Below are 15,824 nucleotides of genomic sequence, written 5' to 3' on the forward strand. Positions count from 1 at the left end.
CGGGCTATAATCAATCCGTCTTTATGAAAGAAAGGTGTCTCGCTATTAGTTAGAGCATATATAGATAACATACCTCCTCGTCTTTTTTAGATGAGGAGGTTTACATAAAGGAGAGAACTTAAGTGATTGATAAAAGCTCACCTCTTCCGATTTATTATCAAATTGAAGAACAGTTGAAAAAACAAATTGAAAACGGAGAGTTAAAACCGAATGATTCGCTTCCTTCTGAACGAGAGTTTGCAGAACGATTTGAAATCAGCAGAATGACCGTTCGCCAAGCAATTAACAATTTAGTAAACGACGGTTATTTATACCGTCAAAAAGGCCGCGGCACCTTTGTATCTGAAAAAAAACTGGAGCAGCAGCTCGTTGGATTAACGAGTTTTACAGAAGATATGAAAGCGCGCGGAATGGTGCCAAGCAGTAAGCTGCTGAGCTTTGAAATTATTGCGGCTTCAGAAAAAATTGCCGAGCAGCTGCACATTTCTCTTCATGCGCCCGTTTATGAAATCAAGCGTATTCGTTTAGCTGACGACGTGCCAATGGCGCTCGAAAGCGTATATGTATCCGCTAACTTAGTCAAAGGCTTAACAGAATCCATTGTTAATGACTCTCTCTACCGCTATATTGAAGAAGAGCTCGGACTAAAAATTGGCGAAGCCAACCAAACGTTAGAATCCATTTTAGCTTCTGAAACCGAAGTGAAGTATCTTGGAATCAGCTCATATTCACCCGTTCTATTAATTCAAAGAAATACGCATTTGCAAGACGGTACGCCGCTTGAAGTGGTGAAATCTTCGTACCGAGCAGACCGCTATAAGTTTACGATTAACATGACACGATCTTAACTAAGGAGTTTTTTTATGTCTAGTTTATATCTACAGGAACTAACAAAACTGCTTGCTAAAGTGGAGGCGCATGAACAGCAGGCAATGGAATCCGCAGCCGAGAAAATCTCACAGCAACTAGCTTCTCATCACCTTATTCATTTATTTGGGTGCGGTCATTCTCATATTTTAACGGAAGAAGTGTTTTACCGTTCCGGAGGGCTTGCGCCGATTCATCCTATTTTTGTAGAAGAACTGATGCTTCATAAAGGAGCTTCGCGCTCTTCACAGCTAGAGCGTAAAAACGACTATGCCTCCACCTTTATGGAAAAAGAAGATATCGTATCAGGCGATATCATGATTGTGATTTCTACGTCGGGCGTAAATCCCGTTCCGATTGATGTGGCCTTAATTGCAAAAGAAAAAGGCGCCTTTGTTATCGGGCTTACCTCTCCTTCTTATGCCACGAGCCGGGCTTCGCGACATAAAAGCGGAAAATACCTTCATGATGTCGTAGATCTTGTTATTAATAATCATATTCCAAAAGGAGACGTTCTTCTTCATCAGCAAGATATTTCTTTCGCTTCCGGTTCCACTGTAATTGGAGGCGCTATCTTAAATAATGTCCTATCTAAAGCCATCCAAAAACTGCTCAGCCGCGGTATCACGCCTCCTGTCTTTTTAAGCGGAAACATGGAAGGTTCAGATGAACATAACCAGCGGTTGATTGATGCTTACAAAGGAAGAATTACTGCCCTATAACAGCCCCTGCGGCTGTTTTTTTGCACAAAAAAAAGATGCTTGAAAGCATCTCATCAAAGTCGGACTGTACGATTTGGACTAGATCTCCTCTTTATTAGTAGAAGTCTTGTTCACAGCACCATAACCTACTTATCCGACATAATTACTATGTTTAACATAAGTATACTCTTTTATACCTTAGGTGTCAAATAAGTTATAAGAAATTTCGTAGTGCATTCATTTGAGGATTTTCTTACGGTAATGTTCCAGCTGGCTTTTAGCTTCTTTCATAATTGTTGTATGTATGATTTCATCCGTGATGGTAAAATAACTTACCATACGTAACTTATAGATTTTACATATAAATTCCTTCCAAAATTTTGTATAAGATTTCCTGCCGCATCTCACAAAAAAGAACCTGCATCAAAACTGATGCAGGTTCTTCCCTTCATATCATGCTAATTATTTCATGTTCATTTGCCCTTGTGAGGCCCTTTCGCTACGTATATCGGTTCATAACGAGAGTGCCAATTGTCAGATCAGAATATCTGCTTTTCATATGAGGTAATACGTTTGCTGAAGTTGCTGTTAAGTATTCCAAAACGAAACCAGTCCCTTCATGAAGCTAAGTATTTACCTTTCACAGTAGCCTTAGAAAAATTTCTATCGGCTCTGTACTATTTGTATACCACGTTTCAATTGAACTAAACTAAAAAATTCATTTTAATCAAAAAATTCTTACTACGGAGATACAATCATTAATAGCGAATTACAAATGGAGCTTTAATCCTTCATGAGAAGCTGTGAATCCAAGCTTTTGATAAAAACGCAAAGCCTCTGACCGTTCCTTGTCAGTTGTTAATTGTATCAACTGACAATTACGTTCTTTCGCTCGTTGAATCGCCCATGTAATCAGCTGATATCCAACCCCTTTTCCGCGCTCTGACGAAGCGGTTCGGACTCCTTCAATCGTTGCTCTCCACGCGCCTTGTCGTACAATGTGGGGCGTAAAGGTTATTTGTTGAACACCTATTACTTCACTATCTTTACATGCGACAATCAGTTCATTGTTTGGATCCGCATCAATTGCCTGAAATGCTTGAACATAACAGGCTGGAAGCGGTGATTCGTAGCGCTCTCGTTTGCTTCCAAGCATATCATCAGCAAGCATTCCAACAATTTGATCTAAATCTTCCCGCACCGCTTCTCTAAAGGTTATTTCTCCCATTTCACACAGCACCTTTCCCGTGTCTATTTATGATATTAAAAAGAACACTGACGAACAAGCCCAAAACAGATGCCAAGAACAAAGCAGCCGCTAAAGCACCAAGCCCCATTCCTTCAAAGCCGCCAACTCCAAATATGCTATATAGAAATAGAAATATGCTTATTAGCATGCTGCTAAGTGAAATTCCGTACTGCCCAGGTGAGTTCCTTCTATAGAAGAAATACGACGCACCAAAAAGCAGAACAAAGAAAGCACCCATTAATCCAAATAAAGAAATCATTTACACCCTCCGCCTTCTTTAAAAAAAGGAATTTATATCCATTATATACTATTATTTTTATTTATTCTATCTATATTAATAGCCCTGCAGCCACAACTAAATAGACATGACCAAAACGGCCATGTCTATTTTTCTACTATATTAAAAAGAAAGTTCTTTGAACCAAAAAGAATAAGGGGCTAAGCAAGCTTCATCAATTTCATTCATACGTTTTTTGCATCGCTGCAGCACCTCAGCAGGAATGTGTCTCTCTAAGTATGCAGATTCTCCGTTAGCTTGAATCGTTTCTTCTACTAGCTCTTCAAACACATCTAAGCATGCTAAAAACTGCGGAAAAGTTGTATTCACGAAACGCTCGCAGTCATCGTTGGACGTATCGAGCAGCACAACCGAACCGTTTTTTTGATGAAGACAAATTGGATCTCCAGCGCCTGTTGTTCCTAAAAACCAATAGTGCTGGTAGCGAGATGATAACTCAAATGTTTCGCATAATGTTGTTAGCTTTCCTTTGGATGAAACGAACTCTAGAAATGGTGAAGCTTCTTTGGGCAATCCTTTTTCTGTTAGCAACTTCTTTGTCTCTTTATCAACATCAAGGGGTGCAAGCTGTTCGGCATCAAACTTCATTCGTTTTTCCTGTCGTTGCATCACATTTGACAACTTCTTTCACTCCTTTTCACCATTTGCTCTTTCTTTGCTTTTGTTTATTATAAAAGAAATCCAGCTCGTATTATATGCTACAAATGAACTTAATTAGACTGAAATTTTTTCCAATCTTTATTTATATAGCCCGATTTCCTCTTTATAAACACAGGTAAAAAGAAACCGATCAGATTTTCTCCAGTGAATTCTGCTTTGAAAAATAATTCTCATTCCCTTCTTCCCTTTTCAGCGTACTCTCGCCTCTTATAAAAAGGCTCAATCTTTATTATTCCAATTTTTTCTACTTTTTGCAACTAGGACTTATCTCACCATTTCTTATGCGAGATTAATAACTTGACAAAATACTAAAATAAGCAACAGTAATTATTTACAATTTTTTAAACTTTATGGTTTAATAGGTATGTAATTCCTGTTTTTTACTATATTTTTTTGGAGGTTTAACATGAAAAAAGGGTCAATTTATCGTTTTATTGCTTTTGCTTTAATGTTCACCTTGTGTTTTAGCCAATTAGGCTTACTGAAAACACAAGCGGCAGGCAATCCACCTGCTAATGAAAAAACATTAAGCATTGGTAAAGCAGCAAAAGGAACATTTACAGAACCAGAACAAACACATTGGTACAAAATTAATCCTTCTAAGCAAGAGGTAGCAAAGTTTTCACACTACCGAATTAAGCTTCAAAGTGATGATGAAGTAAACATCACGGTTTACTCTAGTCTTGAAAATGCCAAAAACAACGTGGCATTTGACCGTTATATGGGATACTCCTACAAAGATGAGCCTGCTCAGCTTGATTTTCCAATCGCTTGGACTGGCCCTTATTATGTGAAAGTTGAGTATTATGGAAGCGAAGACGACATGATTGAAGAAGATGCGGAAGATGGTTCAACTTCTCCAGAACCACAGCCGGAAGAAAAAACAGAAGTTCCATATACAATCAGCTATGAAGGCGCTTCACTTCCTCCTTCTCAAATGATGGAAGAAGAATGCCCGGCTGAATTAAGTACAAGCCAAAAAGAAAACGGAAAAGGTATTTTAAAAGATTTGCGTACGATTCGCGACGCTGTGCTTTCAAAAACAGCAAGCGGAAAAGACCTTTCTTCTCTTTACTACAAAGCCGCTCCGTTTATCAGTTCTAAAATGATTATTGATAAATCGATGCGCGAACAAGTATACAAAGATTTAGTTCAGCTAAAGGGTCTATTTACAGATGTGGCGAAAAACGGCGCATCAAGCACATATATGATTACAAGTGCTGATCAAAAAGCAATCAATGATTTATACAGCATCGCTTATAAATCCGTTCCGGCTGCTTTAAAGAAAGACTTGGAAAAAGTAGCAGCACAGACAAAATTAAAAGACGTAACGGACTTAAACGTATCGTCTGTATTAGTAAGAGCAAAGTTAGTCAGCGCAAACAGCATTTCAACAAAAGCTGAAACTCGCTATATTGTTAAATTAAAAGACGGTGCAAATGCTAAATCATTCAAAACAAAAGCACAGTCAAAATCAGCAAGCATTGAATCTATTAATCCATTAAAACAATCAGCTGCTTCTTTTGATAATATGTTTGTAATTCAATTAGATGACAGCAATGCAAAAAGCTTCAGCACGTCATCTGCTCAAGGTAAAATGACGGCAAAACAAATTCAGGCACTTCCTGAAACTGAATTTATCGAGCCGGTTCAAGAGTACCACGCTCTTTCAATGGATTCACAATATCCGTATCAATGGTCATTAAACAATACGGGTAAAAATGACGGTACGCAACATGCCGATATTCAATACGAATCACTTGAAAAATTACTAGACGGTCAAAAATTAAAAGATACGGTTATTGCCGTTGCCGATACGGGCGTCGATTCATCACTAGCTGATTTAAAAGGCGTGGTGGATACAAAAACAGGCTATAACTACGTGGATCGTTCGTCAAATGCAACAGACGACAACGGACACGGAACTCACGTAGCAGGTATTATCGCAGCCTCTGCAAACAATAACTATTCAATGGCCGGCATTAATTCTCATGCAAAAATTTTACCGGTTAAAATTCTAGACGCATCTGGAAGCGGAGATACAGAACAAATTGCGTACGGTATTAAATACGCGGTTGATCACGGTGCAAAAGTCATTAACTTAAGCCTTGGCGGATCTTACAGCCGCGTGCTTGAATATTCGTTAAAATACGCATACGATCATAACGTAACGGTTGTAGCTGCAAGTGGAAACGACGGTATGGAAGAACTCTCTTACCCTGCTTCATCTGCCTATGCGATTTCAGTAGGCGCATCAAACCGTTTAGATATCGTATCTGACTACTCAAACTACGGAAAAGGATTAGATATTACAGCTCCTGGCTCTGATATTCCAAGTCTTGTTCCAGACGGAAACGTCACTTATTTAAGCGGAACATCAATGGCAACACCTCACGTGGCAGCCGTTGCGGGATTATTGCTATCACAAAACCCAGGCTTAAAGCCAAAAGACGTTGAAAAACGTCTAACGGATACAGCTAAAGATATTAAATTTGATGAAAAAGATGCTCCTGTATACGATGATGAAGAAAGTCCAGCAGAACCCCCTGCTCCAGGCTACGATTACGTATCAGGATGGGGACGTTTAAATGCGTACAGCGCAGTAAGTGCACAGCAGCTGCAAGCGCAGGTAAATACATTTGTCAGCACGCAAAAAATTGTTACAGGTAAAGCTCAAAGCGGTTCAACTGTTAAAGTAATGAACGGCTCAAAAACACTTGGCACAGTTAAAGCTGATGCAAAAAATACGTTCTCTGTGAACATTCCAGCTCAAAAAGCTGATACCGTTTTACAAGTAGTTGTCACAAACGGAAAAGCAAGTACGAGCATTCGTGCAGTTGTTCAAAAAGCACCTGCCAAACCAGCGGTAAAAGCCGTAACGAATAAAGATGAGTACGTAACAGGAACGTCTAAAGCGAATTTTACGGTAAATGTTAAAAACAGCGCTAAGAAAGTGATTGCTTCAGCAAAAGCTGATGCAAAAGGCGCGTTCAAAGTAAAAATTCCAAAACAAAAAGAAAACACAGTCTTGTACATCACGGCTACAAACAGCCAAAAACAAGAAAGTGAAGAAGTAAAAGTAACGGTGCGTGACGTTATTGCTCCAAATGCACCTAAAGTGAATCCAGTCAGCGACGCGGATACAGCTATTAAAGGAACAGCTGAAGCAAATGCATCTGTTGTAGCGAAAGTGAACAACAAAGAAATCGGCAAAGCAAAAGCCAATGCAAAAGGCCAGTACAGCATAACGATTAAAAAACAAAAAGCAGGTACAGCAATCAGCGTAACAGCAGCAGACGCAGCCAACAATACAAGTAAAGCTACGACTGTAAAAGTGAGCGATAAAACTCCCCCTGCTGCACCAAGCGTCAATGCTGTCACAACAAAAAGCACGGCTGTAACAGGTAAAGCAGAAGCAAATGCTACCGTAACGGTAACAGTAAACAAAAAAAGCATTGGCTCTGCTGCTGCTAACAGCAAAGGACAATACTCAGTAAAAATTAAAAAGCAAAAAGAAAAAACAGTCTTAAGCGTAACTGCAAAAGACAAAGCGAACAATACGAGTAAAGCAACAACAAAAACGGTGACAAAATAAAGAAAAAAGGCGCTTGGCTTATGGCCAAGTGCCTTTTTGTTATAAAAGCTGTTTGTTTTTAAAGTACTTCCACATTCCCCACGTTAACACAATTAACATAACGATAATAACAGCAGTAGCCCAGTGGGAATTTTGATATGGAATCGGTACGTTCATCCCAAAAAATCCGGTTACGAACGTCAGCGGAAGCATAATCGTTGAAATCAGCGTTAAGACGTTCAGCTTTTCAGATGAAGTGGCATTGGTAATAGAATAGTACGTATCAAGTGCACTGTTTACGAGGTCTCTAAATGTTTCAGCAGAGTCTACAATACGCTCTAAGTGGTCAAGCAAGTCAATGTAGAAAGGAACATTTTCCTCTCGTATGTCGAATTTCCACTTTCCATTAACCGTTAAGAAAATTCGGCGCTGAGGCAGAATAACGCGACGGATTAAGATAATCGTTCTTTTTAACGCCAAGAACTCTTCCGTCACTCCGCGGACTTCTTTGTTATAGATTTCATCTTCTAATTCATCAATACGCATGTCAATTCGGTCTAAAATCGGAAAGTATTCGTCCGTGATGCCATCAATCAAAGCATACAGTAAAAAGTCGGCGCCGCGGTTCATAAACTTTGGATAGCGTGAGCACACAGCATCCATTTTGCGAAGCCAGCCCATTTTATGTTTATGAATCGTCACTACGTAATTTGATCCGACAAAGGCATTTAACTCAAGCGTCGTAATCTCGTCATCACTTTCTTCGTTATAGCGAAGCGCGTGAAAGACGAAAAATTTATAGTCTTCGTAATCATCCATTTTAGCGCGAGGACTGTCGTGTAAGCAGTCTTCAATCGCCAATGGGTGAAAATCGAATAATTTAGCAATTTGAGCAAGCTCTTGTCCGTGGACATCATACAAATCAATCCACAGCAAATTATCAGGATTGCGCAATTTCTCATGCACGTCTCCTAAATCAAGATTCGTTACCATTTCTTTAGTTTCATCATCATATAAGTATGTTTTAATCATTGATTTTTCACCTCACATCATTGAGGCATTAAGGAGTATTTTCCTTCGTTGAAATGAGAGGAACATATACACCTTTGTTGCCCCTATCTTGTTTTGCAGTAACCTTCATCGAAATGGGGTCATCAGTGCCCATTCATCTCACCTCCTAATTAGTTGAAGGAATGCTGACTTGTAATACAGCTACTTCACAAAGTTTAATTTTAACATACAATCCAACTCTAGCGTAGCGCTTTTTTCAAAACCTTTTCCTCACCATTTAAAGTTTCAAACAAAACTTCCGATACTATAAAAGCAGTTATAATCGGCAATCGATAACTAATAAAGCTTGAATCCTCCCGCAAAGGTTCACCTAATCGTAGACGATCAACCCCTCAAGGGGGATCCCCCTACGATTAGGTCTAGAATATCTCACATGACCGGTCTTTGGTCATGTGAGATTTTCTACACCGATAAACATTATATGTGTGATGAGGAAAAACGTGTAGGAATTTTTGGACTTTCATCGAATACTTACTTAACAAACTTAGATTACGAAAAGGACTGATGATACATGCATTTTAAACGTGAAGAACCGTTTCGCTTTTTATTTGAGACTCCCATTGTTGGAACGTTTTCCATTGCTAAATACGACAACAAAGAAATCGATTCTAAGCCAGGTCCTTTGTCCGTTATCGACCTTTCACCAAAAGGAATCAAAATAATCACACCGCTTGATTTACCTATTTTCAACCATCAAATTCAGCTGAAAATCAGCTTTTATTTAAATGAAAAACCTATCCATATTACCGGACTTTGCGTGTGGAAAGAAAAACGGCACACCGAATACCTTTATGGCATCGAAGCGTTTAACGATGTGGAAGAACAAGCGATTTTAATTACAGAGCTCAAAACCTACGCCAAGAAAAAGCAAGATAAGCAATAAAAATAGCGCTCATTTGTTTTACTCCCCTTTTAAGATGGCAATACTACGAACGACTTCGATAGAAAAAGGTGAGACGATGAGCAGCAAAGCAAAAAAAGAGTGGATTGGCGGTCTCGTACTATTTTTACTCGTCAGTTTTGTCAGCATCACATTTGCAGGCTATCATACGGTGAAAGCCGCCGTTGATCAAACGTATGTACCGCTTGAGCATGGGAACAAAACACACGTCAATTTAAAAAAAGGGCAACCGTTTTCCCTGCTTTTAATTCAAGAGAACGATCAAAATACGTCATTTGTATATATGACTGTTAATAAACAGCATGAATCAATAAAAATGACCCACTGGCCAGGGTCAACTCAGCTCGGCAATGAAACACTGCGAACCATTTATCATCGAGGAAATATGAATGCTGTCGTAAAGAACGTCGAAACGTATGCAAAGCTTCCTGTTGATTATTATGTCAAAATGGATCAGCAGGCAGTCGTCGATGCTGTAAATAAATTAGGCGGCATTATCGTCACAAACAAACGTGCTTTTGAACATAGCAACATTGTTTTTCCAAAAGGATCGATTCGCCTTAACGGAGAAGAAGCACTTGTTTTTTTAAAGGAGCGTAATGAGCAAGACATCTTTACTGCGCATGAAAGACAGCTGTCCGTTGCGAAAGCTATTTTCAGCCAAGCAGCTACGATTCCCAATGTTGCAAAGCTGCATTCCCTTGTATTTACGCTGGCTGATCACATTGAAACCAACGCAACCTTTAATGATATCAAACGGATTCAAAAAACCTACAAGCCGGCCGTTTCTCACGTAGACAAGCAGCAGTTTCCGCAAAATGAATGGAATCAAAAACAAGTCACAACGCGGCTGTATAAGCATTTAGAACGCAACGAGCTGTTTTTATAAAAAACGCTTCATGAAAAAACCATTGACCATAGGCTCAATGGTTTTTTATGCTACTTATCTTCAGCAGGCACTACTTTTTCATTTATTTTAACCACAATTCTTTCATCCCGTTCATCTTTGAGATAGCTCTTTTGATAAAAAGAATGATCATTAGGCGGCCCAATGATAACCGTATCCGTAATCGGAACAACGGCTTCTGCTACTTCGCTTGCGCTTACTCCGTATGCTTTTTGAAACACGATCGGAGGCGTTAAGCGCAGCACGTCGGATCCTTCTGTAGATTCGAATTGATCATTGTTAAAAAAGAGATGAAGATGCGCTTCTTCCGATAAGGGCTCAATCCAATGCCACCAGCCCATCGGTATAAACACAACTTCCCCTTGTTTTATCCGGTAATTGTGCATGCTGCTTGTATCAGGATCCAAGACAGACACCTGCACTTCACCTGAAACGACGACATCTAATTCCCACGCGTTTGGATGCCAGTGGGGTTCTCTCATATGCCCTTTCGTCATATATAAATCAACAAAAGCACCTCCAAGCATAGCAGGCAGCTGAGTTGAGGTTAGTTGATACGCTATATTTTGATCATTTCGTTTGAACAGGACGTTTTGCTTATAGTTCACTGACAGATTAGGCGTTCCGGAGCTTTTTTTAATATTTGAATTATCCGGCACAAATCCAGATTTACTCATAGTGTCATACCCTCTTTTCATCAAAAAGTTATATGCACTATCCTATTAAAACTCTTAGCTAAGGGTGTTTTAATTAGGAAAAATAAAAAACGAGCGTTTCCACTCGTTTTTTATCCGACAAGACGTTCAATTTTCTTTTTCTTCCATACAAATTGATAATAGCTGTACTGCAAGATTAAGCTGACAACAAACGCCGCTGGATATCCAATCCAAATCCCTTTGATTTCAAGAGGTGTAAACTGCGATAACACGTAGGCTACGGGTACTTCTACACACCAAATAGCCATAATACTAAATACCGTAGGCCAAAGCACCGTACCGCTTGCTCGCATTGTAGCGGTAATAATTTGCGCATGACCGAAAATCAAATAGCTCCAAAGTGTTATCACTAACAGCTCTTCGGCAATATGGAGCGTGTGCTGACTTGTTAAAAACAAAGCTAAAATTTGATTAGAAAAGAGATAAATAAGTAAAATTAATACGCTGCCAATAACGTAATTCAGCATAATTCCAGAGCGAATAACTTCTTTTAAACGCTCAAATTTATTGGCACCAATCGACTGCGCCGCAAAAATAGAAACCGCAATCCCTAAGCTGATTGCCGGCATTTGTACATAGCTTGCCACTTGGTTCACCGCTCCGTACGCTGCTGTAGCGTCTGAGCCAAATCCGTTTACAAACGTAATGACCGCGATTTCAGAAAGAGAAACTAAAATCATGTTGATACTCGCTGGAATCCCTAAACGCATAAGCAGCTTTAAAAGCGTTCCGTCCATTTTTAATGAAATAGATGAGTCAAACTTTAACGGATGATTTTTCTTGCGTAAATAGATAATCATAATAATGAACGTTAATACGGTTGAAAACACCGTTGCGTACGCAGCGCCGTACACTCCAAGCTTTGGCACTCCGATCCATCCAAAAATTAAAATCGGAAGGAAAATGATGTTTAAGACCGTACTCACAACTAAAAAGTAAAAAGGCGTTTTAGAGTCTCCGGTTCCGCGCATAAACGTCGTATAAACAAAGTATAAAAACAAAACAGGAATTGCCACAAACAAAATGCGCGCATAGTGAACCGTTACGTCAATAATATTAGCCGGCGTTCCCATAATCCGAAGAATATCCGGAGCAAATATGCTTCCCAAAACAGCAAGCACAATCCCGACTAAAAATGTAAACGTGAGCGTGGTACCGATAATTTCTTTGACTCGTTTTTCATTTTGCGCCCCGTACGCTTGCCCGATTAAAATGGAACTTCCTGAACCAATTCCAATCGAAAACGACACGAGCAGAAAAAACAGAGGAAAAAAAGCGGAAATAGCGGCTAACGCATCAACTCCAAGCGCTCTTCCGACAATAATACTCCCCGCCAGCTGCCCAACGGACTGCATGGCGTTACTTAACATGAGCGGAATCAAAAACACAAGCATCAGCTTACTGACGGATTTTTCTGATTCCACTGCTTCACTTTTAACATCTTGATTCTTCACACCTATTTCTCCTTTGTATCAGCTTTCGGCGAATGATAGCCTTTTTCGCCGTAAGGCTGCAGCTTCTCTAACCATTTCGCTTCCAGTTTCAGCAAATCCTTTTTTGAAAGTGCTTTTTCTTCTTCTCTTTTAATCGTTTCCAGCATCTCAATTGAAAAAGAATCCGCTCCGTACGTATTCCACTCATTTTGAAGCTCTTTATTTTGATGAGTGTTCGTCTTTAACGTGAACTTTACGCCGTTTAACGTTTTGATGTTAGGCGTAGAGCCAATGTAAATCTTATCATTGTGAAGGTTTTTTATTTGATACACGCCGCCTTCTGTTTTTACTTCTTTCGCTAGCTGCTTCATTTGCTTTTTATAGTCTTTTTCGCTCATCTCTGTCTCTCCTTTCCTCCAGTAGCTGCTTCCGTCTGCGCTGCGCTCTAAGAAACCGTACTCAATTAAATAGCGTCGCAGCACGGCGTAGTCGTCATAAAAAGGTGCTAACCTATCATTTACTTCTTTTTCGGTATACGTTGTTCCAACATCAAAATGTCCACTTAATTCTTCAAGAACAACAAGACGGTGTTTTTCTTGCAAGTGAAAGGTGCGAAGAGGTTCGTTCAAGCCTTGCGGAAAATTCTTCGCTAAAATTTTTTCACGCTCTTCATCACTGACGCTGTAGCGCTGACTTCTTCTAGGCGCCGTATTTGTTACGGGTACCGCCTTCTCTTCTTCCCCGTCGTTCAACAGTTCCATCAGCGTTAAAAACACTTTTGCCTGACGCTCTTTTTTCTTTAACGTAAAGCGGTGATTCCGAATGGTCGATGAACTGCCAATTCCCATTTCTTTTTGAATATCACTATCGCTTTTTCCTTCTTTAAAAAACTTCACTAAATTTTTTTGATGATCAGACAGACCCGTTACATCTTTATCTAGCTCTATTAAATGTTGGAACACAGACCCGTGCTGCTGTTCCACATGAAGCTTCATATAACGTTTTGCTTCATAAAAAACACCTTCCACCGGATAAATAATGCCTTTTTCAATGCTTTCACCGCACAGTAAGCAGTGGTAGTGATCTTCGCTTTCCCCGTACCCTTTCTTCATATCTTCAAAAGATGATTCCCAAAACAAATCGTTTACCATATAAATAGACACCTTTCTTATTTGTTTATTAATTTATAAACAAATATATTATATGTTTATAAATATGTCAATCATACGTTTTATGATACACAAGAAAGGTTGAATTATAACGAAATGAACCCAACCTAAATACGAACAAATGGGATACATGAGCTCACACAGATCGCTTGACACCGCAGTTGATTTCCGTGCAAGGCTTCGCTTTCCGCGGGCGGCCGGTGAGCCTCCTCGTCGCTTGCGCTCTGTGGGGTCTCACCCCTTCCGCTTTTCCCGCAGGAGTCTTCGCCTTGCCCTCCAATCAACTGCTAGAAAGACCTACACACATGAAACCTACGTTAACCATAACCAAAAAAACGCACCACGAATCAAACACGTTGATCAATGGTGCGTTTTTCACTTAGGCTAAAATAATTTCGTTCCGGTCTCTTTATTCCATTCACTTAAATAAGGAAAATCCTTAGATATAACGGGCTTATCATCTAAAAGTGTAATTAACTCTAAACGGTTACCGTCAGGGTCATTAAAATACACGCAAGCCGCTGGCATCCACGTATGAACAATCGGTTCTGTTTGCGGCTTTCCAAACGACGTCTCTTCCGGTTCAATACCTTTTGAACGCAGCCACGTTAACGCTTCATGAATATCCGCTGCTTCAATTCCAAAAGCAAAATGACTTCTTTTCAACTCTTTTTCATCGGTTTCCCAAAGTCCAAGCATCTGCTTTTGTTCCCCAACAAAGAAAAAAGCACAGCGCCTCTCTTCAATTTTATGAACAAACGTCAGCCCAAGACGTCTATAAAACTCAATCGAATCTTCCAAATTCCGCACCTGCACATGCGTCTCATAAATACTCTTAATCATAGCCTTCCCTCCATCCTTTTCTACTACTATAAGCCATCACACACCAAACAGCTTCCTAACAAAGAATGAAAAATTATCAGTCTTAAGAACGAGAAACCCCAACATAAACACGCAGCCTTGAAATTCCGCAGAGCACTATGGGTAGGTAGGTTTTGACTAAGTTTTTAACCTTAGGTCTAAAAAAAACCCCCATGGCTGCACTTTAGCCATGAGGGTTTTTCTACATCGATAAATTAAGCGTGTGCTTTTGCGAGACCGATACAGATACCGCCTGAAATAATCAGTACACTCGCAAGAGATACATAGAATAATTGACGCTTTGTTTTCTTTTCTCCCAAGAAGACAATACCGCCAAAAATTGAAATAACGATACCCATTTGCGATAATGAAAAGCTTGTTGCTACGCCTAGTCTTGATTGAGATAAGAATAAGAACATGTTTCCAGATGCCCAGATTAGACCTGGTAAGATATTACGAATCGTATATTTGTTAAATGGCTTATGTTTGTATGTAATGATTAAGCCGCCAATTAACATACCGATTGCTTGCGGGAATAAAGCTGCCCATGCGTCTACGTTGAAGATACGTGCGATAACTACGTAAACTAAGAACCCAAGACTTGAAATGATAAGAGTGATAACTCCTTTTTTCGTTTGTCCCGGAGCCCCTTGTGCTCCTTCTTTTTTACCGTCTAATGAAGAAAGCACAACGCCTGCTAGTATTAAAAGAATTGCAATAGATCCAAGCACAATCGTTTGAAGCGTTGACCATTCTTTAAATACAATAACACCAAAAAGAGCTGTTGATACTAATTGCATACCCGTTGAAATCGGCATTGACTTTGAAACACCAAGGTATGGAACACTTTTAAACTGATTGCTTTGACCTACTGACCAGAACAAACCTGAAACAATTCCGACAATAACGAGTGTTGGCGTTAACACTGGCTGCACAATCATAAACTGAACAAATGAAAGAATCAAAGCTCCAATAATTGTTCCAAGCGTTTGACTGTAAGGTCCACCGCCCATCTTCATACTAACTAAAATCATGCTTCCCCACGCAACGGAAGGAAGAACACCTAGCAAAATATCCATCTTTCTCTTAACCTACTTTCCTATTTCTAATCTATGTACATCGTATGTAACGACCTGCTGCTTTTCTCTCATCAAGGGCAAAGAGTCAAACACTCATACTCCCTCGAATATTCCCCCAAAGGTCCACTTATGCGGATGATGCCTATCCCGCAGGGGGGCAGCAACCGCTTAGGTCTAGAAAATTTGATAGGACTGCTCTTTAGTCCTATCAAACTTTCTACATCGATAAATATATAACGTTTTCATAAATGGTGGTAAAACTGCTATTTCTTGCTGCTCGTATTATACTAACACGAACATTTATTATTTAGCTAGAAATTTTTTTGATTATTTTTTAA

The 15,824-nt window shown here is 39.6% G+C and carries 14 protein-coding genes and 1 pseudogene; 5 read left to right on the forward strand and 10 right to left on the reverse strand.

The window, feature by feature from the left end:
• Positions 1 to 122: 122 nt before the first annotated feature.
• Positions 123 to 848 carry a GntR family transcriptional regulator gene (locus tag AC1DEF_RS17580; protein ID WP_097824066.1) on the forward strand — a complete coding sequence of 242 codons (726 nt, stop codon included), beginning with the start codon at positions 123 to 125 and terminating at the stop codon, positions 846 to 848.
• Positions 849 to 863: 15 nt separating this feature from the next.
• Positions 864 to 1,589, forward strand: a complete 726-nt coding sequence (locus AC1DEF_RS17585) for an SIS domain-containing protein (protein ID WP_477727466.1) — start codon at positions 864 to 866, stop codon at positions 1,587 to 1,589.
• Between the two features lie 748 nt (positions 1,590 to 2,337).
• Here the strand turns inward: AC1DEF_RS17585 and AC1DEF_RS17590 are convergent.
• From AC1DEF_RS17590 to AC1DEF_RS17600, 3 genes are all read right to left on the reverse strand, one after another.
• A complete protein-coding gene (locus AC1DEF_RS17590) occupies positions 2,338 to 2,796 on the reverse strand; it encodes a GNAT family N-acetyltransferase (RefSeq protein WP_043979775.1) in 459 nt (152 codons plus the stop codon).
• Between the two features lies 1 nt (position 2,797).
• On the reverse strand, positions 2,798 to 3,076 hold the full coding sequence (locus tag AC1DEF_RS17595) for a YesK family protein (protein ID WP_097824068.1): 279 nt from the start codon (positions 3,074 to 3,076) through the stop codon (positions 2,798 to 2,800).
• A 141-nt stretch (positions 3,077 to 3,217) separates the two neighbouring features.
• Positions 3,218 to 3,727 (reverse strand): SUKH-4 family immunity protein, encoded by a 510-nt coding sequence (locus tag AC1DEF_RS17600; protein WP_255255760.1) that lies wholly within the window; start codon positions 3,725 to 3,727, stop codon positions 3,218 to 3,220.
• Between the two features lie 454 nt (positions 3,728 to 4,181).
• On the opposite strand from AC1DEF_RS17600, the gene AC1DEF_RS17605 reads away from it, so the two are divergent.
• Positions 4,182 to 7,370: a S8 family peptidase gene (locus AC1DEF_RS17605; protein ID WP_477727467.1), complete on the forward strand. Its 3,189-nt coding sequence runs from the start codon at positions 4,182 to 4,184 to the stop codon at positions 7,368 to 7,370.
• A 39-nt stretch (positions 7,371 to 7,409) separates the two neighbouring features.
• Here AC1DEF_RS17605 and corA read toward each other — a convergent pair whose 3' ends face one another.
• Entirely contained in the window at positions 7,410 to 8,381 is a 972-nt protein-coding gene (gene corA / locus AC1DEF_RS17610; protein ID WP_013055874.1) for a magnesium/cobalt transporter CorA, read from the reverse strand.
• 550 nt (positions 8,382 to 8,931) lie between these two features.
• Here corA and AC1DEF_RS17615 point away from each other — a divergent pair.
• Positions 8,932 to 9,303: a PilZ domain-containing protein gene (locus AC1DEF_RS17615; protein WP_028407825.1), complete on the forward strand. Its 372-nt coding sequence runs from the start codon at positions 8,932 to 8,934 to the stop codon at positions 9,301 to 9,303.
• A 34-nt stretch (positions 9,304 to 9,337) separates the two neighbouring features.
• The gene (locus AC1DEF_RS17620; protein ID WP_477727468.1) at positions 9,338 to 10,210 is read left to right on the forward strand and encodes an LCP family glycopolymer transferase; all 873 of its coding nucleotides are present in this window, start codon (positions 9,338 to 9,340) and stop codon (positions 10,208 to 10,210) included.
• 50 nt (positions 10,211 to 10,260) lie between these two features.
• Here AC1DEF_RS17620 and AC1DEF_RS17625 read toward each other — a convergent pair whose 3' ends face one another.
• From AC1DEF_RS17625 to AC1DEF_RS17650, 6 genes and pseudogenes are all read right to left on the reverse strand, one after another.
• Positions 10,261 to 10,905, reverse strand: a complete 645-nt coding sequence (locus AC1DEF_RS17625; RefSeq protein ID WP_477727469.1) for a cupin domain-containing protein — start codon at positions 10,903 to 10,905, stop codon at positions 10,261 to 10,263.
• Between the two features lie 110 nt (positions 10,906 to 11,015).
• The gene (locus AC1DEF_RS17630; RefSeq protein WP_223268955.1) at positions 11,016 to 12,338 is read right to left on the reverse strand and encodes an MATE family efflux transporter; all 1,323 of its coding nucleotides are present in this window, start codon (positions 12,336 to 12,338) and stop codon (positions 11,016 to 11,018) included.
• Positions 12,339 to 12,400: 62 nt separating this feature from the next.
• A complete protein-coding gene (locus AC1DEF_RS17635; RefSeq protein ID WP_097824074.1) occupies positions 12,401 to 13,528 on the reverse strand; it encodes a DUF2087 domain-containing protein in 1,128 nt (375 codons plus the stop codon).
• A 48-nt stretch (positions 13,529 to 13,576) separates the two neighbouring features.
• A pseudogene (locus tag AC1DEF_RS17640) lies at positions 13,577 to 13,830 on the reverse strand (hypothetical protein).
• A 100-nt stretch (positions 13,831 to 13,930) separates the two neighbouring features.
• Positions 13,931 to 14,389 (reverse strand): VOC family protein, encoded by a 459-nt coding sequence (locus AC1DEF_RS17645; RefSeq protein WP_097824075.1) that lies wholly within the window; start codon positions 14,387 to 14,389, stop codon positions 13,931 to 13,933.
• A gap of 233 nt (positions 14,390 to 14,622) precedes the next feature.
• On the reverse strand, positions 14,623 to 15,486 hold the full coding sequence (locus tag AC1DEF_RS17650) for a GRP family sugar transporter (RefSeq protein ID WP_013055866.1): 864 nt from the start codon (positions 15,484 to 15,486) through the stop codon (positions 14,623 to 14,625).
• Between the last annotated feature and the right edge of the window lie 338 nt (positions 15,487 to 15,824).

It is taken from the genome of Priestia sp. 10L35 (assembly GCF_056395685.1).

Bases quoted from the DNA above. Each gene is read 5' to 3' on its own strand.
- AC1DEF_RS17585 (WP_477727466.1), top strand. From the start codon at position 864: ATGTCTAGTTTATATCTACAGGAACTAACAAAACTGCTTGCTAAAGTG.
- AC1DEF_RS17590 (WP_043979775.1), bottom strand. From the start codon at position 2,796: ATGGGAGAAATAACCTTTAGAGAAGCGGTGCGGGAAGATTTAGATCAA.
- AC1DEF_RS17595 (WP_097824068.1), bottom strand. From the start codon at position 3,076: ATGATTTCTTTATTTGGATTAATGGGTGCTTTCTTTGTTCTGCTTTTT.
- AC1DEF_RS17605 (WP_477727467.1), top strand. From the start codon at position 4,182: ATGAAAAAAGGGTCAATTTATCGTTTTATTGCTTTTGCTTTAATGTTC.
- corA (WP_013055874.1), bottom strand. From the start codon at position 8,381: ATGATTAAAACATACTTATATGATGATGAAACTAAAGAAATGGTAACG.
- AC1DEF_RS17615 (WP_028407825.1), top strand. From the start codon at position 8,932: ATGCATTTTAAACGTGAAGAACCGTTTCGCTTTTTATTTGAGACTCCC.
- AC1DEF_RS17620 (WP_477727468.1), top strand. From the start codon at position 9,338: ATGGCAATACTACGAACGACTTCGATAGAAAAAGGTGAGACGATGAGC.
- AC1DEF_RS17625 (WP_477727469.1), bottom strand. From the start codon at position 10,905: ATGAGTAAATCTGGATTTGTGCCGGATAATTCAAATATTAAAAAAAGC.
- AC1DEF_RS17630 (WP_223268955.1), bottom strand. From the start codon at position 12,338: ATGCTTGTGTTTTTGATTCCGCTCATGTTAAGTAACGCCATGCAGTCC.
- AC1DEF_RS17635 (WP_097824074.1), bottom strand. From the start codon at position 13,528: ATGGTAAACGATTTGTTTTGGGAATCATCTTTTGAAGATATGAAGAAA.
- AC1DEF_RS17645 (WP_097824075.1), bottom strand. From the start codon at position 14,389: ATGATTAAGAGTATTTATGAGACGCATGTGCAGGTGCGGAATTTGGAA.
- AC1DEF_RS17650 (WP_013055866.1), bottom strand. From the start codon at position 15,486: ATGGATATTTTGCTAGGTGTTCTTCCTTCCGTTGCGTGGGGAAGCATG.